This is a genomic window from Trinickia soli (assembly GCF_002879855.1).
GTDB classification, from domain to species: Bacteria; Pseudomonadota; Gammaproteobacteria; order Burkholderiales; family Burkholderiaceae; genus Trinickia; species Trinickia soli.
This window is the reverse complement of record NZ_PNYB01000003.1, coordinates 201,601-226,238: the sequence shown is the minus strand read 5'-3', so window position 1 is coordinate 226,238 and position 24,638 is coordinate 201,601. Positions and strand designations below refer to the sequence as shown.

The window sequence follows — 24,638 nt, the reverse complement described above, 5'->3', positions numbered from 1 at the left end:
GCGGCGCGCCGGGGGAACGCGCGCCGCTCGGCTTTGCCGATCGGGGTAGTAGGCAGATTTATGATGAACGGCGACACGGCCAAACCACACATTGTTTTTCTGGTCACAGAAGACTGGTATTTCGTTTCTCATCGGCTGTCGATTGCGAAGGCAGCGTTGGCGGCGGGCTTTCGCGTCACTGTGGTCACGCGCGTAAGCGATTGCGAGAGGGTGATCCGGGAGGCGGGCGTCGACGTGTGTCATTTGCCCGGCCAGCGCGGCGGTCTCAATCCGTTTCAGCAACTCGCCTATTGCCTGAAGGTGCATCGCCTCTATCGCCGTCTGCGCCCCGATATCGTCCATCACGTGGCCATGAAGCCCGTGATCTACGGCAGCATTGCCGCGCGGCTTGCCGGCGTGCGCAACGTCGTCAACGCGCTTGGCGGTCTCGGTTTCGTCTTCACGTCCAGCGCTCCCAAGGCGCGATTACTTCGCCCGTTCGTGCATGGGTTGCTGCGTATTGCAATGGCAGGCGCGCGAACCCTATTGATTCTGCAGAATAGGGACGACCGGCAAATGCTCGTCGAGGGCCGTGTGATCGATGAGCAGAGAGTGAGGATGATTCGCGGAGTGGGTGTCGACGTCGGGCGCTATCCCGAACCCACCTTGCGCACCGATCAATGTCTCGTCATTCTTCCCGCGCGTCTGTTGCGCGACAAGGGCGTGGTCGAATTCGCGATGGCTGCGCGCCAGTTGAAGGCCGATGGTGTCGTCGCGCGTTTTGCGCTCGTCGGTGCACCCGATGAACAAAACCCGGCATCGCTGACTTCTCAGGAAGTCGATGGTTGGGTCAGAGAAGGGTTCATCGAGGCGTGGGGCTGGCGCGACGACATGCAGCAGGTCGTAGCGCAAGCCGATCTCGTTTGTCTGCCCTCTTACCGAGAGGGGCTGCCGAAAGCGCTGCTCGAAGCGTGCGCCGCAGGCAAGGCAATTGTCACGACCGATACGCCTGGATGTCGCGAAGTGGTGGAGCACGGCGAGAACGGACTGCTCGTTCCGGTGCGCGATGTCGACGCGCTTGCCGCCGCGCTAAGGACGCTCATTGCAGACCCTGCGCTCAGGCACTGCTATGGATTGAATGGACGGCGCCTGGCACAGACGCAGTTCAGCGAACATGCGGCGCTCGCCGCGAGCTTGGCCGTCTACCGAGAATTGGTCCCGTCGAGGTGACGACGAAGCTGACGCTGCTTCACTTTTTGAGCAAAACGGGCAGTAAGCGCCTGTAACCCGCCAACAGCGAAAACCGGTCGATGTAATAGTCGAGCACGGCCGACGACTGGTGAATGTCGACGGTATGCGGGCCCGAAGCGTCACTGAACGACAGGTTACCCACCACCTGCTCTTCGTAGTCCGTCTTCGACAGCTTTACGATCTTGCTGACGGTCACGCCGTCGCCATAGCCGAAGCAATTGTTTTGGCCGAATCGATGCAATTCGCCGTCGATTTTCGCCACCCTACCGCCCATGCGTGCTCTGCTGGGATCGACGACCACGGGGTTGTGCGGGTGGGGCTCGAACGGACCTGTCAACGAATCGCTATGGAAGAGAAAGAGGCAATCGGCCGATGATTCGTTGAGGCCGCAAAAGAGGTAGTACACGTCGTTGAACTTCAGCAGCGTGCCGTCGACGATCCTTTTATCCTCGAGGCCGGACAGTTGCAGCTTCTCGGTTTCCTTGAATGGTTGCGCGAGCAAATAAGGCGCTGAATGAGAGGCGACCTCGGGGATGACATATTCCCGCTCGTTTTCTGCGAACGAAAACGGATAGGAGTAGTGCTTGCCCTTGAGCAGGACCGACCGTATCGAAAGATCCCTCCGATCGAGTTCGACGATCTCGCCCAGGCCGTTTGCCGCATTCAATGCCTCGAGGCGGATGAGTTCGCCGTTGGCGCTGAAGAAAGGGTCAGCGTAAAAGCTGTACCCTTCGGAGATGACGGGCGATGTGCCTGCATCAACGCTCAGATCACTGCGGTGCTTCGGTAGACTGAACGCGCCGAACGTCACGACGTTCCACTTCTTCTCGTAGAAGGCGCCATAAGCGATCCGCGCCGCCTTCCGGTACGCCAGTTTGCTCAAGAACGCGAGCACCGTCAGATTGCCGGGCAACCGATAGTTTTTCCCGTTGCACTCGATGGCGACCGGTTTGTTGTTGAGGTAATTCACGAGCGCTTTGCGCAGCAAGAAGCGCGAGTTCGCGTAGAAGTTGACCGCAGTCTTCTTATACGAATGATGCTGCATCTTCGAGTGACCGATCGCCCACACCTTTCCGGCGTCGAGCTTATTCGAGATGCTTTGAACGATCGTGCCGACCTTGTCCTTCTTGAGAAGCATCTCGTAGAAGCCGGCAGGCCTGCCACGGAATTCGGAAGGGTCGCCGTGATGGAAGGAAAAAATGTCCACGCTGGCAAGTGGCCCATCTGTACGCAGCAGAGCCATGCCGAATTTGATGACGAGCTTGATCCCACTCTCGGCGATCAACCGGGCGATGTCATCGGGTATCCGTTGCCACGCACCTTCGTACAGCGACTCGAAGCTGACGAGCTTGGCGCCCTTCAAATCGTACGCGACCCTGCGAGTTTGCCGATTCTTTAGCGTGAAGAGATTGAGGGCGTAATAGCCGAAATTCTTGATGTAGTCCTTTCGGTTCGCGGTATTCGAGCAGGATAGGACAAGTTGGATGTCCAGGTGCTCGGATGCATAGTCCAGAGCGTTCTTTTGCCATGCGGCGAGCGCGCAGTCGTCAAGAATGAGAGCAGCTTTGATCAAGATCTTCGTCTTGGGGAAGGTGATGAGAACCCGTCACTCGGTATGGGGCAGCGTAACGGCGGATGGCTCGCTTTCGTTGCGGGGCGGCGCTATGCCGACGGGGCGTTCGGCGTGGGCGAGTGTACACGATTTTGGCGTGCCCGCGACCGCCGCGGGCGTCCAGGAGGCCGAAGCCCACCGGGGTCGCTGCGGTGTATGCCCAGATTCAAACCAATCAGTGGCCAGCGGAGTTTCGGCGGAACACGAACTCGTTGCAGCCGAGGCCGCCTGCGCACGTCTTTAGCGCTGTCAGCGAGAACCCCTTCGACTTGTAAAACTCGAAAACTTCCTCGGGCTTGCATACTTCGAACGGATAGCCGCCGATCCAGTCGACGATGTCGTGCCACGGCGACATGCCTCGCTCACTCTTGTACGTGCGCCACGCCCTGAAGAACTGGCCGCGACACATTTCTTTCACGACGGTAACAGTCCATTGCTTGGCCAGGGTATAGAGTGAAAGCGGAAAGCGAAGAATTCGAAAGCTATTGTAAAGCTTCTTGAGCATTTTCCAGCGGACGCTTGCACCGCCTTGATCGTTATAGAGCGCAATAAAAAGCTTGCCCCCGTTAGCGACGAGTGGCGTTACGTTTTCTAAAGCCTCCCACATTTTTCCTGTGTGGTGCAGAACACCCCAGGAATAAACAATATCGAATTTTCCGAGTTGTCCGAGATATTCCGGATTAAGCACCGATCCCTCTTGAATCGTCCAATTTGGATCGCCGTCGAAATACCGACGACGCAATTCCTGCGCGCAAGCCACCGATTTTGGGTCGTAATCGAATGAGAAAACGTTTGCGCCCAGCCGATGTGCGGCAAGTGAAAAGAGGCCGCTGCCGCTCCCGACATCGAGAAAAGTTTTGCCGGCAAGCGAATCGACTTCAAGCATTTTGCGAAGGCTTAACTCGGCCTGTTGAATTCGATCGTCCGTGAGCACCGAAAGAAAGCGAGACCAGTTTTCTCCAAATGAAAATCGGTCCCCATTTTCTATTTCTTGTTGATGCGAGGTAACTGCATCCATGCGATGTCCCCATTGTTCGTCTTGTGTGCGGATGATACCAGAGGCACTCGTGCCCAACGCAAGCGGTGCTGTTGCTTTCACAATCGTCAGTTGACGTTGGGGAATTGAGACAAGGCGCCTCTACATTCACGGTTCCGTCCTCAACTTTGATGTACCATGGCGCCGCTCGCTCGCGTGGCAGTGCTCGCCGTTTTGCATTGGCTCACCGAGCAGGGAGACCAATCGACTGTCCGTCCGGAAGTCGACCAGCACGGCAAATAACTGAAAAAATCGGATCATGTCGTTGACAACAATAAAGACGGCGGGTGGCCGCATCGGATTTTCCGCGGCTTCGGGCGTGATTGGTACGCTCGTGGTGGGTATCTATTTGGCGGTTTTTCAATCGGGACTGTCGAGCTATATCGGTGCCGACCTGCAAGGGGCAAAGTGGCTGGCGCCTATCGTTTTGGCGGTGTACGGCGGCGGCATACTCGCGGCAATTGCCGGGATATGTCTGGGCCGCATTCCGCCTAAGGTCGCCGTCTACGTCGGATTCTTCCTGGTTCTCGGGCTTTTGCCTATTACGTTCACGCAAGGCGCAATCGGCCCCGTTGCAAAATCCTATGTCGTCGGGATGTTCTCGTTGTCGTTCCTTAGCATTGCTGCCGGCTGCGGCGATGCCCGGCGTTTGGCTCAGTTCTCGGCATCGGTGACTTGCGTCGCGAGCATTGCATGCCTTCTTGACCTCTGTTTCTTCGACGGATTCAGCAACACGGCTGGCCGTGCAGCCGCCTTGTACATCAATCCGAATGTAGCGGCGTTAGCGCTGCTGCTGGGGGCTGTGGGTTCGACTTGGGCGGTGAGCTATCGGTGGCGGCCCGCGTACCTGGTCCTGGTGGCCGGTGCGGTTGTTGCAACGTTGTCGCGCAGTGCCATCTTGCTTGGCGTGTTGGTGCTCATCTCGTGCGTTCCCGCGTTCAAGGCCGACTGGCAAGCGAAAACTCGGCAAATGCGCACGGGCGCGAAGCACGTCGCATGGATATTGGCACTTGTTATCGCGCTGTTTGTCACGGCAGCATTCAACAATAAGGGGTTTTTGGTCGCGGCGCGAGGTGGTGCCGTGGGTGCCGAAACCGCGCTTCGCTGGTTCGAAGCCGCAACGTCGCTACATCGCGCGACGCATCAGTCGGACGTGACGTCTGCAGCGCTGCAGCCGCCAGCGGCGCCGACGCCGGTCGCGCAGACGAAGGCGCTCGACATCAAGCAACCAGTATCCGGCACGAAGGCCAATACTCGTCGCGAGCCCCCCCGAAAACAGAAGCCCGCTTTAGCCCGCACGCCGGTTGTTGCGGCTCCGTCTGTACCGCCGGTCAAGGTTGCCGCACGAGTGATCGCGGAAACCGAGGAAATGAATTCGGCCGCCGCTCGCGGATTGCTCGCCGAGCGCGCATGGATCCAATTTAAGAGCGGTCCTGCAACCGGGATCGGGCTCGAGCGCGCCTTTTCGCTCGTTCCGCACAATAGTTTTCTGCTGCTCGCCGACGCGTTCGGCTATTACGGCTGGATAATCGTCCCCGCGCTGGTCGCGATGATGTTGGTCATCGGTGGGTGGCGTCGCGCACTGCCCGCGGCGACGCTTGTTATAGGCGCGAGCCTCGTGTCTCACGACTTGCTGCTGGCGATGCCGCTGGTCGCCGGGTTGGTTTGCATCATCGCGAGCCTTGCCGCGGCGACGCACAGCCCCCAAAGAGTCGCGAACGCGGTAGTGCCGTACGTCACTTTCGCCTCCGTGACATCGGTCATTGCGATCGTCTGCGCGGTTGCCTGCATCAGCCAGATGCATCGGCCCAAGTCTTACGAGGGTGATCTCTCCGCAATCAAAATCAGCGCATACGGAGGTGACGCCTATTACGTGGTGCTGCCGCCAGCGCTACCGCCGGGGCTTGTTCGGTACAGTGCTGAAGGCACTGCGGGACTGACTGGCACGGTGTTTACCGAGGCGGGGCACACGCTCAGCCCTACGCGGCGCTCAATCGACGATGTTGGTTCGGGAGTGCGAGGGCGTTATGGATTCGAGAACGGCTGGCTTTACTTTTCGTCGAGCGACGGCAGTCAGCCGCGCGCAAACGGAAGGCAATACCACGTTATGGCCCCGATTGTGATCCACCCGCTATTCGTCCTTTATACCCTGCTCATGTTCATTTGGGCCGGGTGTTGGCTGGTGCCGGCCAGAGTTCGCTTACTTCGGGCGCCGGGGTTCGCAGGTCTGCCATTTGAGTTCTCGGGCCAATAATTTGAAGAACTGCGGTGCCCCGCTCGGGGCGTAGCGGACATCGGAGCGCCGCGAACGCTGCGCGGCGCCGCTACACGGTTGGCAAGCACGGCGTGCTCCGCGGCGCTCGCCTCCTGGCTGGCGCCAGGGGATTCGCCCCAAGGCGGATCGGTATAATGCTTGTTTTTCGCACAGAGATCCTGCGCACGGCCCGATGGTGTTTGATAGCAGATGCTTCCGGTCCAACCTATTGAATCAGACAATCGTTCCCGTCACCTATGGGCCAAAGCATCGTTGTAGCAGGGGCAAGCGGTTTCATCGGCAAAGCAGTCTGCCGTCAATTGCTTGAGCGGGGCAGGACCGTTATCGGTTTGGTGCGTCGTCCGGGCACTTTGCCCGCAGGTGTGCAAGAGTGGTTGTTGAATGCGGAGGCTTTCGAGGGCGTCGACGAGAATTGGCCAGCCGAGCTACGATGCGACGCGGTCGTTCATCTTGCGGCGCGCGTCCATATGATGAACGACACGTCCCCCGACGCGCTTGCCGCCTATCGGGCGGTGAACGTCGAAGGGACGATGCGTCTCGCCCAAGCTGCCCACCGCGCGGGTGTTCGTCGCTTCGTATTCGTCAGCAGCGTCAAGGCCGTCGCCGAACGCAGTCATGGGCGGCCCATCAGCGAGCGCGATCAACCGGCTCCGCCAGATCCATATGGTGTGTCGAAGCTCGAAGCGGAACGCGCGCTGCAGGCCTTCGGTCGTGAAACCGGCATGGAAATCGTGATCATCCGCCCGCCGCTCGTCTATGGTCCCGGTGTGCGCGCCAATTTCTTCAACCTGATGCGAGCGATCGACAAAGGGATACCCTTGCCGCTCGGCGCGATCGCAGCGCAGCGCAGTATCGTTTATGTCGACAACCTTGCCGACGCGATCGTGCATTGCGCAAACGCCCCCGCTGCGGCGGGGCACATTTTCCATGTGGCTGACGAGCGAGACGTCGCTGTCAAGGAACTGGCGTCCATGTTGGCCGAGCAGTTGAACGCGCCGCGCCGGTTGTTGCCGGTGCCGCCCGCCTTGCTTCACTTGGTCGGCCGGTTGACCGGCCGTACGGCGGTGGTCGATCGCCTCGTCGGCGAATTGCGGCTCGATTGTTCTCTTATCCGCGAAGCAATCGGCTGGCGGCCTCCTTACACGACCGAGCAGGGTCTGCGCGAGACCGCGGCCTGGTATCGCTCGAATCACTAGATGCGCACGCCGATGGATATCGTTTTTTCCGTACCGCTTTTGTCGAGCGTAGTGCTTGCCGCGATCGCGCTGCTCGCGTGCGCTGGCATTCTCTGGATGTTGCTTCGCACAGGGTTGGCGTGGCGCCTTGCTACCGATATACCCAACGAACGCTCGCTGCATGAGCGCCCGACGCCGCGCGTCGGCGGCTGGGGCGTAATTCCGGTCGTCGTCCTATGCATGTTGTTCATGGCCCCACAGCTATGGGTCACTGCCGTTTGCGCGGCTTTGCTGGCGGCAATCTCACAGATTGACGACCGGCGGGGGTTGCCTGCCCGTGTGCGTTTTGCCGCGCATACCGTCGCTGCAATCGCAGTCGTGTCCGTCGTTCCTGCCCCCATTGCGCTGTGGCTGCGCGTGGTCGTCGCGGTCGCTCTGATTTGGCTGACGAATTTATACAACTTCATGGACGGTGCCGACGGTCTGGCCGGCGGCATGGCTTTTTTCGGTTTTGGCGGTTATGCATTAGCGGCGTGCCTTTCGCCGCACGCCGATGCTCAATTGGCGCTAGCGAGTGCGGCCGTCTGCGGCGCCGCCGCCGGCTTTCTTCTGTTCAATTTCCATCCGGCGCGAATTTTTCTGGGCGACGCCGGCTCGATTCCCCTTGGTTTTCTTGCGGGCGCACTGGGTTATTGGGGTTGGGGTACCGGGGTCTGGCCGATGTGGTTCCCTGTCATGGCGTTCGCCCCCTTTATTGCGGATGCGTCCGTCACGCTTGCGAAGCGGCTCGCGCGCGGCGAAAAATTTTGGCAAGCGCACCGCGAGCACTACTATCAACGCATGGTGCGCTCAGGTATTGGCCACGCGCGCACCGCGATCGACTGGTACGTCGCGATGGCGCTTGGCATAATTCTGGCGCTCGTGGCAATGCCGCGGTCACCGGTCGTTCAATGGATGGTAGTGATGGTTTGGGCTGTGGTGCTCGTCGTAATCGGCAGGGTGATCGACGTCCGTTGGCGTCGTGTTCAATCCAATTCCAATCTTCCGAGACAAGCTCAGAGGTGAACAATGTTCAAGAAACATAAAGCCTCATGGCTATCGCTTTGCGCGTTCGCATTCGATCTGTGCGCTGTCGTCGGCGCATGGTTGTTGGCCTACTTGATCCGTTTTAACGGTTCCATTCCGCCCCAATACATTTATAGCGGTCTAAAAGGGCTGGTGTGGGTTTTGCCGGCCTACGGCTTCATGTTCCGCGCGCTCGGGCTGTACCGTGGCATGTGGGTGTTCGCAAGCCTGCCTGACCTCGTGCGGATCTCGAAGGCCGTGGTCGCCGGCGCACTCATCGCCATGGTGGCGTCGTTGATGATCCAGCCGGTGCAAGTCACGCCGCGCTCGGTATTTATCGTGTCGCCCATGCTGCTGTTCCTGTTGATGGGCGGCGCGCGCGCGATTTACCGCGCGACGAAAGAGTTTTATCTGTACGGCGCGCTGATCGCTCAAGGCAAACCGGTGCTCGTACTGGGCGCAGGCACCGCCGGTGCGAGCCTTGCGCGCGAGTTGTCGCGTTCGAGCGAATGGCGTCTTGTCGGTTTGCTCGACGACGATCCCGCCAAACGCGGCCGCGAAGTCTATGGCCACAAGGTGCTGGGCACGATCGACGATCTGCCCGAGTGCGCGAAGGCGCTGCGTGCACGCCACGCGATCATCGCTATCCCGTCCGCGTCGGTCGCAGCGCAGCGCCATGCCGCGACGCTCTGCGTGCGCGCCGGCGTGCATGCGATGGTATTGCCGTCACTGACTGCGCTCGCTCCTGGCCAAGGCTTCCTCTCGCAAGTCCGTCATATCGACTTGGAAGATCTATTGGGCCGCGAGCCCGTCACGATCGATACGCCGCATGTCGAAGCGCTGCTGCACGATCACGTCGTCATGGTGACGGGCGCGGGCGGTTCGATCGGCTCCGAACTGTGTCGGCAGATTCTCCGATTCCGACCTGCCCAACTGGTCGCGCTCGACGCGTCAGAGTTCGCCGTGTATCGCCTGCTGGAAGAAGTGCGCGAGCACTTCCCCGATATGCATCTCGTTCCGATCGTGGGAGACGTCAAGGACTCCTTACTATTGGATCACGTCATGGCGCGCTACAGCCCGCATGTCGTTTATCACGCGGCGGCCTACAAGCACGTACCGCTCATGGAGCAACTCAATAGCTGGCAGGCCGTGCGCAATAACGTGCTCGGTACGTATCGCGTTGCACAAGCGGCCATCCACAGCGGCGCCAAGCGCTTCGTGTTGATTTCGACCGATAAGGCTGTCAATCCGACGAACGTGATGGGCGCCAGCAAGCGGCTCGCGGAGATGACATGTTCGGCGCTGCAGCAAACGACGCAGCGCACGCAGTTCGAAACCGTGCGCTTCGGCAACGTGCTTGGCAGCGCGGGCAGCGTCATTCCGAAGTTTCAGCAGCAAATCGCGAAGGGCGGTCCCGTCACCGTCACGCACCCGGAGATCACGCGCTTCTTCATGACGATTCCCGAGGCCTCGCAGCTCGTATTGCAGGCATCGAGCATGGGGCACGGCGGTGAAATTTTCATTCTCGATATGGGCCAGCCGGTGCGCATCGTCGATCTCGCGCGCGACTTGATCAAGCTCTACGGCTACTCCGAGGATGAGATCCACATCGAATTCAGCGGCCTTCGTCCCGGCGAAAAACTTTATGAAGAACTGCTAGCCGACGACGAAACGACAACTCGTACGCCGCATCCGAAGTTGCGCATCGCACGGGCGCGAGACGCCAAACCGAACCTCCTCGACGAACTATTGCCGTGGCTCCTGCAGCGTACGGTGTTGTCGGATGACGAAGTCCGTCGCGACCTACGTCGATGGGTGTCCGAATATCAGCCGGCGATGGGTCCGACGCTGCAATCCGTCAATTTGAAGGCGCCCGCGGCGTCTTGACTATACGATGAGCCGACGCCGGATTGCGCGGCGCTCGGACCGCCGAGCGCCGCTCATTTATTGCCAGCGCTGACCACTGATCCACTTATCTATGCGCGATTCAACCCCACGAAAAGCCTCCTCTTTTGCATTGTTGGCAGTCGTTGTTCTCACGATCGGCATTTGGGCCGTGTACAAGATCGGCTTCGGCCAGATGGTGGCTACCGCCAATCTGAGGCCGGAGCGGTTGAGGGACTATACGTTCCCGACTTGGCATCAATATTCGTGGACCCAGCACGGTTTCCTGACGTTTCTCGTAGCCGATGGCTACGCGAAAGGCCAAGCCTACGCAAATGAGCCGACACTGTACTTGTGGTTGATGTGGGTGCTCTATCGCATTCAATTGATTTTCCCCGCCGTCACGATGCGGCTCATGGTGGCCCTCATCAGCATGTCCGCATCGCTGCTCTCCATCGGGTACGCCATTGGGTCGCCGACCTGGGCGAAGCTCGACTTTCGTCGCACGGTGCTGCTCCTCGCTGCCTTTGCCTACTTCCTTACGCTACCGACGTTTTGGATATCGCTCGGCAAGTTCAACGTCGACAACGTGTTTGTGCTCATCTTTCCTGTTTTGCTGGTTGCGAGCGCCGTTATCGCGCGTCGTGGCCCACAGGGGAAGAGCTTCTGGCTGACTGCGGTCGTGATGTGCGTGCTGATGCCGATGACAGCGGCATTGTTTGGCGCGTTCATGGGGCTGCGCGCGATTTTCGCAAGGCGGCTCGATCTACGCATGCTGCGCTCAGCCATCGTAATGAGCGTGCTCTCTGTGATCGTTTACTTGCAGCCGGTGGTCGTCGCGAAGCTACTGCATTTCACCAGTGAGAACAGCACTTGGCTGTTTCGATCGGGTCTCGATGGCGACATGCAGTACTACGGGAACTTCATTAATTCGGTATTCGTCCCGTACTTCAATCGGCCCATGTATTTCGTTTTGATCCCGGCCGCGTTGCTGTTGTTGCAGCTTTGGTATCGAATCAGATTTGCGCCGCAGTCGAACAGTACTGAGGAAACCGGCTATCCCGATGCGATGATGCCGTACCTGTTCGCTTCCTATCTGCTGACATTGCTGTTCTGGCCGCAAGCGGTGGCGATTCATCCTTACCTGTACGATCCGCTTTTGATCGGGCCGGTCGGTGCGTGGATCGTGCTCAACTTCGCGAAGCCGGAAGTCTACGAGCGGCACTATCTGGCTTGGCTATTCGTCCTCTTGTTCCTCGTCACGTTCAACGCCACGAAGATTGCTCAAGCGGCGCATTGCTCGGCATGCTATTTCCCGAGTTGGGGTATGCAGAGTCAACAGGCCGGCTGAGGCCGGCCTGCAGCGCGGTGTGGTTCGTACGATGCCAGCGTGGATAGCCGATCCGATCGACGACCGCCGTCGTTGACTTAGGTCCTTCAGTCAGTCGTTCGTACAGACCATGATGCAGTGGGTGTACGGAATCCAGCTTCGGTGGGCGACGGCGGCCCGCGTGCGGCTGAAGCAATCTGTGGCGAGCGAAAGGTAGCCGTCCCGCTCACGTACATTTTGACCGCGGTCCGCCTTCACGAGCCAGCGCGCAATGGGATTTTGCCCATCCGCGAGGCAGGGATCGATTGTGATGAGTCGTCCGCCGGGCTTGAGCGCCCGCTTGGTCATTCGAATAAGATCTCGCGCCTCGTCGTCCTCGATGTGATGCAAAAGGCCGACCGCCAGCGCGATATCGAACAGCGGTAGCGTTTCTAGCTCCGTTGACGTCAGCAGCCGGCAATGAAACGTGCCGCGTGTGCCGAAACGCTTACGGGCCGCCTCTATGTATTGCTCGCTGATGTCGTAGCCGGTGTACTGCACGTCGGGCAGATAGGCGAGTAAATCGCCGGTGCCGCAGCCGATGTCGAGTACCCGGTCCCCGGCTCTAGGCTCGACGAAACGCGTGGCGAATTCGGTCCTGCCTTTGTGCGCGCCCATGACCGTCTGAAATAGGTTATAGACGAAGGGATGAGAAAGCAGGGTACGCACCCCGGTCGTAATCTGAGTCATATCCGCGGAGTCGGTCGATCAAATGAGTGCGAGCGCTTTGCCGAGCGTATTGACGACACGCTGCTGCATTTCTTCGGTCAAGCCGACCCAGAGCGGGAGACGAATCAAGTGCTCGGAGACAGCATCGGTCACGTTGAGATTACCGTGCGCGCGACCGTACTTGAGCCCGGCCGGCGACGAATGCAGCGGTACGTAGTGGAAGACAGAAGAAATCTCACTGCGCTTGAATTCCTCGAGGACCGCGTGGCGATCGACCTGGGGCGATAGCAGCACGTAGTACAAATGCCCGTTGTGCTGGCAGCCGTCGGCCAATATCGGGCGGCGCAACCGGTCTGCCGCCTCGAACGGTTCGATCATCGCATGATAGGTCTCCCAACTGGCCATCCGCCGCTGCGTGATGCTGTCCGCTTCTTCGAACTGTGCCCACAGGAACGCAGCGACGAGCTCGCCCGGAAGGAACGACGAGCCCACCTCCTGCCACGTATATTTGTCGACCTGTCCGCGAAAAAAGCGGCTGCGATCCGTGCCCTTCTCGCGGATGATCTCTGCTCGCTCGACCAACTTCGGATCATTCACGAGAAGCGCACCGCCTTCGCCCGAAATGACGTTCTTCGTTTCGTGAAAGCTGTAAGTGCCCAGATCGCCAATGGTGCCGAGCGCTCGCCCCTTGTAGGTCGCCATGACGCCTTGGGCAGCATCCTCCACCACCTTCAGCCCATGGCGTTTGGCGATGGCCATGATCGTGTCCATCTCGCATGCGACGCCCGCGTAGTGGACGACTACGATCGCTTTGGTGCGGGCCGTGATCGCGCTTTCGATCAGTCGCTCGTCCAGGTTGAGCGTGTCGTCGCGGATATCGACAAAAACAGGCACGGCGCCGCGCAATACGAATGCGTTCGCCGTCGAAACGAACGTGAAGGAGGGCATGATGACTTCATCACCGGGCGCGATGTCGAGCAGCAAGGCTGACATCTCAAGCGCGGCGGTGCATGAGTGAGTCAGCAACGATTTCGGGCACTGCGTGCGTGCCTCCAACCAAGCGTGGCAGCGCTTGGTGAACGGGCCGTCTCCCGCCAGGCGTCCATTGAAGTGCGCTTCGGCAATGTAATGCAATTCCTTGCCGGTCATGTTCGGCCAGTTGAACGGAATGTGCTTGTCGGTTCTCAAGTTTCCTTCTCCATAATGCGCACGCCGGCAACCGAATTCGCCAAGTCGGAAAAGCAGCACATCGTCAAAGCCCCGTCATAGATCATGAGTTGCTCGAATGCGAGTCGCAGCCGCATTGTCGGTCAACGACGTAAAGCGGCCGTCCTTTCGTCATTTCGAATACGCGTGAGACGTACAAGCCGACCGTGCCGACGCTGGCGAGAATGAGCCCAGTCGAAAACAGCACTGCGACGACCAGGCTGGTCCACCCCGGCAGGGCCGCCGACACAAAATACCGGTAAATGAAGTACGTGCCCGTGCCGAAGCTCGCTGCGGTGAAGAAGAGTCCCGCATAGACGATCCAGTTCAGGAAAACGCTGGTATGAAAGAACATGCCGCCCAAAGCATGCCTAACCAGCTTGATGAAGTCGTACGAACTGCGTCCGGCGTGGCGTTCCGTATGCGCGTATTCGATGGTGCCGCGATCGAAGCCGAGCCAACTCAAGATCAAAATGTAGTGTCGCTCGCGCTCACGCAAGCCCAGGAACGCCGTCACGACTTTCCGCGAAAGAATGCTGAACGCGCCGTATTGCCCATCGACGGCTTGCCCCGTCAGGCGGTGCATCAGTGCGTAATAGGCCCTGGCGGCCACGAGCCTGACGGCCGAGTGAGTTCGCTCCACTCGCTTGGCCATCACGAGATCGTGACCTTTCCGTACTTCGTGGTAAAGATCGGGGATGCGCTCCGGAGGATCTTGCAGATCGCAGTCCATCACCACGACATAGTTGCCCCGCGACGCTTCGAGCCCCGCCGTGATGGCGATTTGCTGGCCGAAGTTTCGACTCAAGCGAACCCCTCGCACAGCGCGATACCGCTGCGCGAGCGCTTCGATGATGGGCCAGGACGCATCGGGGCTGCGATCGTCGACGAGGATGATTTCGTAACTCGGCACGAGTGCCGACAACACGGCGTCGAGCCGAGCACAAAGGGTTTCAAGGCATTCGCGGCAGCCATAGGATGGAATGACTACGCTGATCTCAGGAGCCGTTGTCTTTGCGCCATTCGATAAAGCCGCCTCGCTGCACGGGTGCGGATTGCCGGTGCGCGACGTCATCGTATTGTGGTCATTAGCGTTCATCGCAGTTACTTCTCGAGCACGGCGAGGCCAAAACCGGAATCGCCGTAGCGGCCCCCGTTGTACAGCATGTAGCGCTCGCCAGCATGGTCGAACACACAGGGATAGCAGACTGCGCCCGCATCCCATCCGGTCGCTGCTGGTTCGAGGCCGGCCAATTCGTCTCGCCGTGTCCAGGCAATGCCGTCGGTGGACTCGGCATAGCCGATGCGGTAGGCGGCGCCGCGATATGAATACCACATGCGATAGAGCCCGGCGTCGCGTACGACGGTCGGTTTCGACATCGCGTACTCTGATGCGTCCTTGAAATGCAGGGCGATCGTCCCGTCGCGGTGCCAGGCGAGCCCGTCGACCGATTCCCCGTATTTGAACAAGTGGCACATTTCGTCTTGGCTCGTGCCGGTGCCCCAAGTCAAATTCGATCCGTACCAGACGCGCCAGCGCCCGTCTTCAACGATCACCCACGGGTAGGAAATCGTAAAAGGGTCGCAGTCGCATCGATCCATCACGGGCGCGCGCGATACCTTGACGAAAGGACTGTCTGGCGACTCGCTCACGGCGAGGCCGATCGCATTGCGCCAGGGTACCGTCACGCCGAGATTCCAGCCGAGATAGTACAAATATCGTCGGCCTTCATGCTGCACGATGCAGCCCATCGATGTACCACTATCGTCGAACAGCCCTGCGTCTCCTGGAGCGATGACGGGCTCATCGGAAAGCGAGAGGATTTCTTGCGAGCGCTTCAGGTCGATGTCGACGTATCCGATGTGTGCGCGGCGCTGCGCATCGCGTGCGCTGAAATAGACGCGGAATACGTCGGCGTAGCGCCATTCGGCGACGGGATTGGCCGCGTGGGTGAGCATCCAGGGATGTTCACCCGACGCGCAAAACACTCTGCCCAGCTTTTGCCAGCGCATGGCTTCGGCTCCTGCTTAGATGTTGCGCAGCCGCGAACTCGGCACGCGCGACCGTTCCGCGGCGGCAGCCGAGTAAACGCCGTCGGGCGCAGCATCGGCGACGAGTAGCGAGCCTGCGCCGATCACGCAACGTTCACCGATTGTCACATGATCGCGCACCGTCGAATTGACGCCGATGAACGTATTCGCGCCCACGCGCACGCCGCCCGAAATGACGACATGCGAACTGATGAAGCAGTTGTCCTCGATCACAGAATGATGGCCGATATGGTTGCCGCTCCACAGCGTGACGTTATTGCCGATCTGCGCGAAAGGCTGGATCGTGTTGTCTTCGAGAATGAAGGCGTTATCGCCAGCGGCGAACCCGGGGAACACGGTTGCTTTGCTGCTGACGTAACTCGCGCACCGATAGCCGGCCTCACGCACCGCATCGACTTTGCTGGCCCGCACCGAGTTCACCTTTGCATAGCTGAGCGCGACGAAGATCTCGACTTCTCCGGGGGGGTAAGCGCGGGTGAGCTCGTCGAATGCGACCACGGGCAAGTCATGCTGGGTGTCGCCTTGGATATACGCACGATCGACCGTGAATGCCACGGGCTGATACGCCGAGTCATGAGTGAAGTAGAACCACGCGAGGTCCGCAATCTGTCCGACGCCGAAAATGACGAGAGGTTTGCGTGTCATCGGTTAGGCCCTTACGAGAATCGTGAATTCGTACAAGCCGTAGTCGTGCAGCAGCGCCACGTTTCTCGAGAAGGTGCGTTTGCAGAAGTCGAACAGCTCGCAAGGATTCGCGTAATAGAGGTCCGGCCGCATCTTGTCGCGGTCGGAGTACGAGGTCAGGCAGTTGAAGGCGAAGCCTTTAGTTGCGGACGCATGCATCATCGCCAGCGTCTCACGAATATAGGCGTCCCATGCATCGTCGGTGCTCGTGAGCCTGACACTGAAAATGCCGCTTGCCACCAGAAAATCGGCGCTTCGCGGCGCTTGCGTGCCTCTCTCGAAGCGCGCATAGGCCTTGTCGGCGTGGCGTCGCGCGGCGGCCTCGATCATCGCACCCGAAATATCGAGGCCGAGATAGTCGCACGTCGACATGCGAACGTCGAAGCGCTCCGCCAGAAAATCCAGGAGCGCTCCGTAACCGCAGCCGACATCGACAATCGAAAACGGCGAATTCGACGGCAGTAGTTTGCACAACTGCTCAAAGCGCAGTGCTTGACTCTCCGGACTGTTCCAATCGACACCGCGCGGCACGTCGCCGAACTGCCGAAGTTTATCGGTGTAGTAGGTCGCAATGGGCGCTAGCAATTCGTTCATGTGCGGGTTATCGATCGAGGGCAGGGGAAGACCCGGCGGCGAACTTCATATAGCGGCGCGCATCGTCGCCGCAATTGAAGAGCAGATCCAGCGCGGTGACGCCTTGCTGGAATTCACCCCAGAGTTGAGGGTAGGCCGGATAGCCCGAATAATCGAAATACTCGAGCTCGATGCCAGCGGCCGCGAACAGGTGAGGCTCGATATAGTCGCGCGCGGCGGGGCCGGATAGATAGGCGGAGGCGTTCGCCTGTCGGCAGAGGTCGACGAGGCGCTCCGTTTTTCCTTCCGCGAGCGTGTAATCCCAGGACCATTTAAGCGTAGTCGTTATGCCGAGCAACGAGCAGATGACCTCTGTCAGGGCACGGTTCAGTTCCGATAGATGGCGGAATTCGCGCTCGAGGTAATACGGTTCGAGGGCGGCGGCGATGCGATCGAAATGCGGCGCACGCCGGTAATTTTGGAGCAGGGCCTTCCAGTGGTCGGCGCGCCAGTTTTGGCCGTCGATCTCCGTTTCGCGAATGGTCTGGAAATACCGCCCCTTCACTTTGACCGGCACCGTCAGCCATTGCAGCCCTTGAGGTGTCTTAATCTGATTACGGTTGCGCCAATCGCGGCGCGTGTACTGCATGTCGTCGTAAAGAATGAACTCGTCCACCGAGCCAATCAGGTCGAAATATCCCTTCCACGGGATGTAGCAAGATTGCACGATTGCGACGCGTCGCTCTGGGCGTTTCACTTGTGCCTGTCTCTGCTGGAATATGGGTGGGCCGAATACCGCGGCGCGGGCTGCTTTCATGCACCAAGGCTGCTTCAACGCAAGGCGACAGTATAAGACACGATCATCGGCGCACGACACGGCAGTCCATCACGGGCAGCCACCTGACGGGAATCAGCGCGGCAAGCGCCGTGAGTCGCAGGCGTCCCAGGCCGGACAGCACGCGCGAAAAAAGGCGCCCGCGCCGTTCGGTGAACTGATCGCGCGACAGCATGCGTGAGAGGTACACGTCGAAAATGCGACGGTCGAACGCGGGGTTGGTACGCAGGCGTTCGCGGCAGATACTTCGAACCTGACCGACCGTAATCCAGTTCAGCGATGCCCATGTTCCAGCAGGATCGACAACGTTCTTCGACGTCATGATGCGGCGTGACATGACGCGTTCTGTCAGCTTCCGGCTAAAGAGCGTCGGTATGTTGAAATGGGGCTCGTACGGGAAGGCATAGTTCGGGCAAATGAACCGGTAAGTGCCGCCAGGTTTGAGCGATGCGTAGACCTTTTCCAACACACGGGCAACATCGCCTACGTGCTCCATCACGTTGACGGAAAACGCGTAGTCGAATCGGTCGACGATCGCGAGCGCTTCACCAGGCAGACGAAGCAAGTCAGGCGCGGCGCCGTGCGCCCGGGCATAGTCGATGACGACGCACTGAAGTTTGGCCAGATGAGAAAACCCATCGCCCACTGGCTCAACGGCCGTGACTCGGAAACCGTCGCGCGCCAGCATACAGCTGAGCATCAGGGCGCCTGCACCGACCTCGAGAATCTCCGCGCTGCGCGGCATTCCTTGCAAGCTTTCGGTGAGCAAAGCGTGTCCGAAGCGCGCTTCCTCTGCATATTCGTCAAAGGTCGAAAGGAGCTCAGGCGTCCCTTGCCGCACGTGCTCGCGCAGGGGCGACAAGAACGCTTCGGACGACTGCTGAACGTTCTCATAGCCGATTGCGCTCATCCGCGCGCTCCGATCGCGACGCCCATCAGGATCAACGCGGCTCCGAGCAGCTTTTGGCTGTTGAGCGGCTCGCCGAGCAACACGGCGCTGCAGACGATGACTGCAACGAACGTCAGCCCCTGGTAGATCGGGAAGGCTTGCGCCAGCGGCAGCTTTGCAATGGCATAGAGCCAGACGAACGAGCTTGCAAATCCTGCCAAGTAAGCGGAAAAAATAAAGGGGTCGAAGAGATAAGCCGCGTAGCGCAGGATGCCCGACAGATGACTGCCCGGGGGCGCGCCCAGCTGCTCGATGCGCCACTTGACGATCACTTGGCTGTAGGCAACGAGCAGAACCGCTGGCAGAACGCGCAATACAACATCCATTATTTGTCCTATGGTTTCGAGCTACTGTCCCAGGCTTCGGGAGCACGCGCTGCGGTCAGGTCGACGAGAAACGCGCGATTTTACCCTGTGAGAGGAGGAGAAGGGATCGACAGGGAGCGGGATGGTTGGCCGTCGACATGCCTGCGCTTCGGCTTACTTTCCGTTTCCTTTGCGCACGACCAACCACCTCGGCGACTTAAACCGCACGATGCTGACGTAAAGCCAGACATACGTCAGCGCGAACAAAACCACGAAAGCAAACAAATGCACCGTGTGCTGCCAAAAGAGCGTCGCTGGTATGACGCCGATGAGACAAAGCAGCCACAAGTAAGGTGACGTCAGCGAGTTGCGTCGCGTGATCTCGTGCGCCGTCTTGGCACCCACCGCCCAGCGCATCAGCCGCTTATAGACGAGCATATGCAGATGCACCCCGTCGGGAATTCCGGGCGACATTCCACGTACGAATTTCTTTCGATAGATCGAAAAGCAAGTCTCGAAGATCGGATAGACGAACAGCAGCACCGGATACCATGCGGACACTTCGCGATGGCGCATCACAAGCATGATCGCCAGTTCTGCGAGCATAAAGCCGATGAAATAGGCGCCGCCATCGCCGAGAAAAATCAAGCCGGCCGGGAAATTCCAAATGAAGAAGCCGAGCACGGCGCCCATCATGATCAGCGAGGCCGACAGCACAATGGGATCGCCGAGCCGGAAGGCTACGTAGGCCAGCGAAGCGAACATCATCAACGCGACCATTGACGCAAGGCCGTTGAAGCCGTCGATGATGTTGACCGCATTTGCAAGCGCGGCCACGGCCAACACTGTGACGGCAAACGAAATGGCCGCGTACGACAGCAGGAAATCGAGCGGCGGTACGCTGATGCGCACGACGGCCACGTGTAGCGCGAAATAGGTGAGCGCTGCTGCGGCCATCGTCGCCAGGAGTCGAGCCGAAGGCGAGACCCGCTTCGTCAGATCTTCGATGAGGCCCGATGCAAAAGCCGGAATACCGCACGCTACGAGGGCAAGGATGCCGGATGCGACGGCGGGGTAAGGCCAAAACAACTGCAGTGCTGCCCCCACGAGCCCGATCAGAATACCGACGCCCCCAATGCGCGGCACGGGGCGGACGTGGAATTTCTGGACGCCTGCCAAGTCGCTGTCGATCGAAAACTTTCCGTGCAAGTGCGCATAGCGCACGATCAAGAGCGTCACGAGGAGCGAGATGAGAAAGCCTAGGGCGAAGCTGAGCATGGTCGTAGCGGAAGAGCGGACGAAGAATTATACGGCCGCGACGCGTAGCGCTATTGACGCGGTTGTTCCTGCACGACGGGACACTCGCGCTCGCTTCCGGGATGTAGCGGCGCTGGCAGGCGCGTAAGGAACATTCGCCCGCTGCGAGTAGGTGCCCCGCAAGTACTGCGGGCGCATCGCCATGCGCCGGCGCACAGCAGTCGATTTTTGGCGCAACCTTGTAGCGATGTGTGGCCCCACGTGTATACGTAACAAATTCGGAGTTGTCATCCCATTTAATTGTGTAGGAAGTGGCTCGGGTGGAAGCTTCTAGAGATCTACAAACGTTTGCGCGAAAGCAGATATCTGGTGATTTGATTCTTGTAAGTGATTAGCAAAGGAGGTGAGTAAAATTCAATAGCATGTTATATTGTTACGCGCCTTGAATCGTATCGACCGCTTTACGCGTCGGTAATGTACATCGGGCAGAGAAGAGTAGATAAGCGAAATATTACGTAAACATAACTTCGCCTTGCTTTTTGTAAAGTGCATTGATGTGCTCTGCCGAGCGGTAGGCAAGCGTCCTGTTTTGATCGGCGGGAAGCGGGCGGCACTGCTTGTGCCCGGAGCGGATCCAGGCTGGTAGTCGCGCTGTAGTACGAAATTAACAATAATTTTTTAACCGGGGGTAAGCGCTGCGGCCATTTGAGGGTCGCGCTCTTACATAAGCATGGCCGAATCAGATCTAGAAACGACGCTCGTCGACGATCCGGGCCTCGTCGCTCTCGTCTTAATCGCACGCTTTCACAGTATCGCTGCAGATGCGAGTCAATTGCGGCATGCCGCCGCAATGAAATCGGCCTCGTTCGACGAACGCGAGCTTTTGCTGGCAGCCCGCTCGCTCGGCTTGAAAGCGCGGAAAGCAAAAGTGTCCGCCGAGCGTTTGTCGAGAACACCATTCCCAGCACTCGCACTCGATAAGGACGGCCGACACTTCATCTTGGCGGGATGCTCTGGCGATAAAGCGCTTGTTGTCGACGCGGGGCGATCCGCTCCCGCGGCAACTACGCCAGAGGATGTGATGTCGCGTTGTGATGGGCAGTTGCTCTTGTTCGCTTCGCGCGCCTCGCTCTCCGGGGAACTCGCACGGTTCGACTTCTCCTGGTTCATTCCAGCCGTCGTTAAATATCGGCGTCTGTTGTTGGAAGTTCTGCTCGTTTCCGCGCTGTTGCAAGTGTTCGGGCTCGTCTCGCCGTTGATGTTTCAAGTGGTGATGGACAAGGTGCTCGTCAATCGCGCATTCAATACGCTGAACGTCGTTTGCATCGCCTTATTCGTCAGCTCGACCTTCGAGGTACTGCTCGCAGGGTTACGCAATTACGTGTTCGCGCATACGGCGAATCGAATTGACGTCGAACTCGGTGCAAGGCTCTTTCGCCATCTTTTAGCGCTGCCGCTTGCCTACTTCGGCTCGCGCCGTGTGGGCGACACCGTCGCGCGCGTGCGCGAACTGGAGAGCATTCGTAGCTTCTTGACCGGGCAGGCGTTGACGGCGGTCATCGATCTGTTCTTTTCGTTCATTTTCTTTGCCGTGATGTTCACGTACAGCGTATGGCTGACGCTTGTCGTGATCCTCTCGCTGCCCCTGTATGCGGCCATTTCGCTGACGCTCAATCCGGTCTTACGTCAGCGGCTGAACGAGAAATTCGCACGCAGCGCGGACAACCAGTCGTTTCTCGTCGAAGCCGTCTCCGCCGCCGAAACTGTCAAATCGATGGCCGTCGAGCCGCAGTTCACGCGGCGTTGGGATACGCAACTCGCGGCCTATGTTTCAGCAGGGTTCCGGGTGACCTCGCTCGGGGTCGTCGGCCAACAGTTGATTCAATACGTCGGCAAACTTGTCACGCTGCTCACGCTCTACATGGGCGCCAAGCTCGTCATCAGCGGCAAGCTTTCAGTCGGCGAGTTGATTGCGTTCAACATGATGTCGCAGCGCGTGGCCGCCCCGGTGCTGCGGCTCGCGCAGTTGTGGCAGGACTTCCAGCAGATTGGCATTTCGATGGGTCGCCTTGGCGACATTCTCAACACACGCACAGAATTGACAAAAAGCCGTCAGGCATTGCCTGCCCTGAAAGGAGATGTGGGTTTTCAGAACATCCGCTTCCGCTATCGGGCCGATGGCCCTCCGATTCTCGACGACGTTTCGCTCGAAATCCGCGCAGGCCAGATCGTCGGCATCGTAGGTCGCTCTGGCTCGGGCAAGAGCACGCTGACGAAACTGCTGCAGCGGCTCTATCTCCCCGAGCAAGGACGCGTCTCGATCGACGGCATCGACCTTGCGCTCGCCGACCCGGCATGGCTGCGCCGCCAGATCGGCGTCGTGCTGCAGGAGAACCGGCTGTTCAATCGAACGATACGCGAGAACATCGCCGTGACAGATCCCGGCGCACCGCTTGAGGCCGTCATCGGCGCAGCACAGCTCGCGGGCGCGCACGAATTTATTTCGGAGTTACCCGAAGGGTACGACACCGTAGTTGGCGAACATGGATCGAACTTGTCGGGCGGGCAGCGGCAGCGCGTCGCCATTGCGCGCGCGCTGGTCACGAATCCGCGCATTCTGATCTTCGACGAAGCGACCAGTGCGCTCGACTTCGAAACCGAACGGATCATCCAACAGAACATGCGGGCGATGTGCACGGGGCGCACCGTCATTATAATCGCGCACCGGTTGACCGCGGTTCGGCATGCCGATCAGATCATCGCCATGGACAAGGGACGCATCGTCGAACGTGGCAAGCACGACCAACTGCTCGCGCAGGCCGGTTACTACGCGCATTTGGTTTCTCTTCAAAACAGATAGGCGGGCAGCGTGTCGACCCAATTCCTCAGAATGCAGGCGCTCGCCGACCTGATGCGCCGTTACATGTCGGTCTGGAAGATGGCGTGGGCCATTCGTCTGCAACTGGATTCGGAGCCGCGCCCCGCGCACGAGATCGCCTTTCTGCCGGCCAACCTGGAGCTGGCCGAAACGCCGGTGCATCCCGCGCCGAAGTGGACGATGCGGATCATTGTCGTGCTGGCATTGCTTGCCCTCTTGATCGCGGCGTTCGGGCAGCTCGACATTGTTGCCGTGGCCAAAGGCAAACTGATCCCGAATGAACGCGTGAAGATCATTCAGCCGGCGGTCACGGGCGTGGTTCGACGCATTTTGATCCACGATGGCCAACGCGTGAGCGCTGGGCAATTGCTGGTCGAACTCGATCCGACGCAGTCGGCTGCCGATGCCAGCAAAGCGAAGGCGGCCAAGCTTGACGCCGAGCTTGCCGTCGCGCGTGCGAGAGCATTGTTGGCGGCGCAAACGAGTGGTGGCGATCCCGTGCTTGCCGAGGTCGGCGGCGCATCGCACGACGAGATGGACGAGGCCCGACATTTCGCCGACGGCGTTTATCGCGCCTACGAGGACAAGCTCGCGAGTTCGCGCGCGGAATTGAGCAAGCGCGAAGCCGAGCTCGCTACGACGCGTGAGCAAATCGCCAGCTTGGCCGCAACCGCGCCGCTCGCACGCGAACAAGCCAATCAATACCGCATGCTTGCGAAAGACAAATATGTCGCACAAACGGACTACCTTGACAAGGAGCAGGCCGCGCTGCAAAAGGAGCATGACTTGGCGGCGCAGCAAAGTCATGCGCGGGAATTGATCGCGGGTATCACCGAGCAGCGCGCCAATATTGCCGCGACGATGTCAGAGTTTCGCCGCACGCAGCTTGACGAATTGGACAAGGCTACGCAGCAGCTGCAACAGAGCACCAACGACGAAACGAAGGCCGTGACACGACGAAAGCTTATGAGCCTGACGAGTCCGGTGGGGGGGACCGTGCAGCAGCTGGCCGTGCATACCCTCGGCGGCGTCGTGACTACTGCGCAATCGTTGATGGAGGTCGTGCCCGACGACTCGGTGGAAGTCGAGGCGAGCATCGAGAACAAAGATATCGGCTTTGTGAAACTGGGGCAGACGGCGGTCGTGAAGATCGACGCGTTTCCGTACACGCGCTACGGCTATTTGAAAGGACAAGTCATCGAGGTACCTAACGATGCCGTTCAAGACAAGAAACAGGGTTTGACGTTCATTGCGCGCGTCCGATTACCGACGAACCGAATCCTGGCCAACGGTCAATGGATAAGCCTGACGCCGGGCATGGAGGTAACGGCTGAAATCAAAACAGGTTCGCGCAGCGTGGCCCATTACTTCCTGGATCCTGTGACGGCGGCCAGAGAGGAGAGCTTGCGTGAACGATAGCCGGTGGCGGTCCAAGCTCATGCGTATTTGCTCGCGATGGCCAGCGGTTTGTTCGGTGTGGGCTGGCTTGCTCTGCATTATCGAGCCCGCACATGCGTTTGATCCATTGTTTGCTGAGCATGCGATTCCCGCAACGCCGGCTGCGTCGATGGGCGGTGATGCAGT

Annotated in this window: 20 protein-coding genes; 8 read left to right on the top strand and 12 right to left on the bottom strand. The window is 59.3% G+C overall.

Annotated features, from left to right (window positions below; all coding sequences use genetic code 11):
- Nucleotides 1-60: 60 nt before the first annotated feature.
- Complete coding sequence (locus C0Z19_RS05225; protein WP_199180758.1) at nt 61-1,209, top strand: glycosyltransferase family 4 protein; 1,149 nt, start codon at nt 61-63, stop codon at nt 1,207-1,209.
- 19 nt (nt 1,210-1,228) lie between these two features.
- Here the strand turns inward: C0Z19_RS05225 and C0Z19_RS05220 are convergent, their stop codons facing one another.
- Both C0Z19_RS05220 and C0Z19_RS05215 read right to left on the bottom strand, forming a co-directional pair.
- Nucleotides 1,229-2,803, bottom strand: a complete 1,575-nt coding sequence (locus tag C0Z19_RS05220) for a glucosamine inositolphosphorylceramide transferase family protein (RefSeq protein ID WP_199180757.1) — start codon at nt 2,801-2,803, stop codon at nt 1,229-1,231.
- Between the two features lie 214 nt (nt 2,804-3,017).
- The gene (locus C0Z19_RS05215) at nt 3,018-3,860 is read right to left on the bottom strand and encodes a class I SAM-dependent methyltransferase (RefSeq protein WP_102608728.1); all 843 of its coding nucleotides are present in this window, start codon (nt 3,858-3,860) and stop codon (nt 3,018-3,020) included.
- Nucleotides 3,861-4,197: 337 nt separating this feature from the next.
- Here C0Z19_RS05215 and C0Z19_RS05210 point away from each other — a divergent pair, with 337 nt between their 5' ends.
- The 5 genes from C0Z19_RS05210 to C0Z19_RS05190 all read left to right on the top strand — a co-directional run bounded on the left by C0Z19_RS05210 (nt 4,198) and on the right by C0Z19_RS05190 (nt 11,628).
- Nucleotides 4,198-6,132 carry a hypothetical protein gene (locus C0Z19_RS05210; RefSeq protein ID WP_146011999.1) on the top strand — a complete coding sequence of 645 codons (1,935 nt, stop codon included), beginning with the start codon at nt 4,198-4,200 and terminating at the stop codon, nt 6,130-6,132.
- 257 nt (nt 6,133-6,389) lie between these two features.
- Complete coding sequence (locus C0Z19_RS05205; RefSeq protein WP_102608726.1) at nt 6,390-7,349, top strand: UDP-glucose 4-epimerase family protein; 960 nt, start codon at nt 6,390-6,392, stop codon at nt 7,347-7,349.
- Nucleotides 7,350-8,393: an MraY family glycosyltransferase gene (locus C0Z19_RS05200; RefSeq protein ID WP_233196005.1), complete on the top strand. Its 1,044-nt coding sequence runs from the start codon at nt 7,350-7,352 to the stop codon at nt 8,391-8,393.
- Between the two features lie 3 nt (nt 8,394-8,396).
- Nucleotides 8,397-10,280 carry a polysaccharide biosynthesis protein gene (locus C0Z19_RS05195; RefSeq protein ID WP_102608725.1) on the top strand — a complete coding sequence of 628 codons (1,884 nt, stop codon included), beginning with the start codon at nt 8,397-8,399 and terminating at the stop codon, nt 10,278-10,280.
- A 133-nt stretch (nt 10,281-10,413) separates the two neighbouring features.
- Nucleotides 10,414-11,628: a hypothetical protein gene (locus C0Z19_RS05190; RefSeq protein ID WP_146011998.1), complete on the top strand. Its 1,215-nt coding sequence runs from the start codon at nt 10,414-10,416 to the stop codon at nt 11,626-11,628.
- A gap of 90 nt (nt 11,629-11,718) precedes the next feature.
- Here C0Z19_RS05190 and C0Z19_RS05185 read toward each other — a convergent pair whose 3' ends face one another.
- From C0Z19_RS05185 to C0Z19_RS05140, 10 genes are all read right to left on the bottom strand, one after another.
- A complete protein-coding gene (locus tag C0Z19_RS05185; RefSeq protein WP_102608723.1) occupies nt 11,719-12,336 on the bottom strand; it encodes a class I SAM-dependent methyltransferase in 618 nt (205 codons plus the stop codon).
- 18 nt (nt 12,337-12,354) lie between these two features.
- Nucleotides 12,355-13,503 (bottom strand): dTDP-4-amino-4,6-dideoxygalactose transaminase, encoded by a 1,149-nt coding sequence (rffA, locus tag C0Z19_RS05180; RefSeq protein WP_102608846.1) that lies wholly within the window; start codon nt 13,501-13,503, stop codon nt 12,355-12,357.
- Between the two features lie 82 nt (nt 13,504-13,585).
- A complete protein-coding gene (locus C0Z19_RS05175; RefSeq protein ID WP_199180756.1) occupies nt 13,586-14,620 on the bottom strand; it encodes a glycosyltransferase family 2 protein in 1,035 nt (344 codons plus the stop codon).
- A gap of 5 nt (nt 14,621-14,625) precedes the next feature.
- The gene (locus tag C0Z19_RS05170; protein WP_102608721.1) at nt 14,626-15,534 is read right to left on the bottom strand and encodes a glycoside hydrolase family protein; all 909 of its coding nucleotides are present in this window, start codon (nt 15,532-15,534) and stop codon (nt 14,626-14,628) included.
- A gap of 15 nt (nt 15,535-15,549) precedes the next feature.
- Nucleotides 15,550-16,218 carry an acetyltransferase gene (locus C0Z19_RS05165; protein ID WP_102608720.1) on the bottom strand — a complete coding sequence of 223 codons (669 nt, stop codon included), beginning with the start codon at nt 16,216-16,218 and terminating at the stop codon, nt 15,550-15,552.
- Between the two features lie 3 nt (nt 16,219-16,221).
- Nucleotides 16,222-16,851 carry a class I SAM-dependent methyltransferase gene (locus tag C0Z19_RS05160; protein WP_102608719.1) on the bottom strand — a complete coding sequence of 210 codons (630 nt, stop codon included), beginning with the start codon at nt 16,849-16,851 and terminating at the stop codon, nt 16,222-16,224.
- A 7-nt stretch (nt 16,852-16,858) separates the two neighbouring features.
- A complete protein-coding gene (locus C0Z19_RS05155) occupies nt 16,859-17,587 on the bottom strand; it encodes a WbqC family protein (protein WP_425330237.1) in 729 nt (242 codons plus the stop codon).
- A gap of 103 nt (nt 17,588-17,690) precedes the next feature.
- A complete protein-coding gene (locus C0Z19_RS05150; protein ID WP_102608717.1) occupies nt 17,691-18,575 on the bottom strand; it encodes a class I SAM-dependent methyltransferase in 885 nt (294 codons plus the stop codon).
- Complete coding sequence (locus C0Z19_RS05145) at nt 18,572-18,940, bottom strand: SMR family transporter (protein WP_102608716.1); 369 nt, start codon at nt 18,938-18,940, stop codon at nt 18,572-18,574. The genes C0Z19_RS05150 and C0Z19_RS05145 overlap by 4 nt, the downstream gene beginning before the upstream one ends.
- A gap of 153 nt (nt 18,941-19,093) precedes the next feature.
- On the bottom strand, nt 19,094-20,197 hold the full coding sequence (locus C0Z19_RS05140; RefSeq protein WP_102608715.1) for an MraY family glycosyltransferase: 1,104 nt from the start codon (nt 20,195-20,197) through the stop codon (nt 19,094-19,096).
- Nucleotides 20,198-20,906: 709 nt separating this feature from the next.
- On the opposite strand from C0Z19_RS05140, the gene C0Z19_RS05135 reads away from it, so the two are divergent.
- Together C0Z19_RS05135 and C0Z19_RS05130 are read left to right on the top strand one after the other, a co-directional pair.
- The gene (locus C0Z19_RS05135) at nt 20,907-23,036 is read left to right on the top strand and encodes a type I secretion system permease/ATPase (RefSeq protein WP_102608714.1); all 2,130 of its coding nucleotides are present in this window, start codon (nt 20,907-20,909) and stop codon (nt 23,034-23,036) included.
- Nucleotides 23,037-23,066: 30 nt separating this feature from the next.
- Nucleotides 23,067-24,473 (top strand): HlyD family type I secretion periplasmic adaptor subunit, encoded by a 1,407-nt coding sequence (locus C0Z19_RS05130; RefSeq protein ID WP_102608713.1) that lies wholly within the window; start codon nt 23,067-23,069, stop codon nt 24,471-24,473.
- Nucleotides 24,474-24,638: the final 165 nt, after the last annotated feature.

Excerpts from the sequence above, each read along its gene's own strand:
- C0Z19_RS05175 (WP_199180756.1), bottom strand. The coding sequence starts at position 14,620 with ATGAACGCTAATGACCACAATACGATGACGTCGCGCACCGGCAATCCG.
- C0Z19_RS05205 (WP_102608726.1), top strand. The coding sequence starts at position 6,390 with ATGGGCCAAAGCATCGTTGTAGCAGGGGCAAGCGGTTTCATCGGCAAA.
- C0Z19_RS05145 (WP_102608716.1), bottom strand. The coding sequence starts at position 18,940 with ATGGATGTTGTATTGCGCGTTCTGCCAGCGGTTCTGCTCGTTGCCTAC.
- C0Z19_RS05195 (WP_102608725.1), top strand. The coding sequence starts at position 8,397 with ATGTTCAAGAAACATAAAGCCTCATGGCTATCGCTTTGCGCGTTCGCA.
- C0Z19_RS05165 (WP_102608720.1), bottom strand. The coding sequence starts at position 16,218 with ATGACACGCAAACCTCTCGTCATTTTCGGCGTCGGACAGATTGCGGAC.
- C0Z19_RS05140 (WP_102608715.1), bottom strand. The coding sequence starts at position 20,197 with ATGCTCAGCTTCGCCCTAGGCTTTCTCATCTCGCTCCTCGTGACGCTC.
- C0Z19_RS05215 (WP_102608728.1), bottom strand. The coding sequence starts at position 3,860 with ATGGATGCAGTTACCTCGCATCAACAAGAAATAGAAAATGGGGACCGA.
- C0Z19_RS05185 (WP_102608723.1), bottom strand. The coding sequence starts at position 12,336 with ATGACTCAGATTACGACCGGGGTGCGTACCCTGCTTTCTCATCCCTTC.
- C0Z19_RS05200 (WP_233196005.1), top strand. The coding sequence starts at position 7,350 with ATGCGCACGCCGATGGATATCGTTTTTTCCGTACCGCTTTTGTCGAGC.
- C0Z19_RS05225 (WP_199180758.1), top strand. The coding sequence starts at position 61 with ATGATGAACGGCGACACGGCCAAACCACACATTGTTTTTCTGGTCACA.
- C0Z19_RS05170 (WP_102608721.1), bottom strand. The coding sequence starts at position 15,534 with ATGCGCTGGCAAAAGCTGGGCAGAGTGTTTTGCGCGTCGGGTGAACAT.
- C0Z19_RS05160 (WP_102608719.1), bottom strand. The coding sequence starts at position 16,851 with ATGAACGAATTGCTAGCGCCCATTGCGACCTACTACACCGATAAACTT.
- C0Z19_RS05130 (WP_102608713.1), top strand. The coding sequence starts at position 23,067 with ATGCAGGCGCTCGCCGACCTGATGCGCCGTTACATGTCGGTCTGGAAG.
- C0Z19_RS05135 (WP_102608714.1), top strand. The coding sequence starts at position 20,907 with ATGGCCGAATCAGATCTAGAAACGACGCTCGTCGACGATCCGGGCCTC.
- C0Z19_RS05150 (WP_102608717.1), bottom strand. The coding sequence starts at position 18,575 with ATGAGCGCAATCGGCTATGAGAACGTTCAGCAGTCGTCCGAAGCGTTC.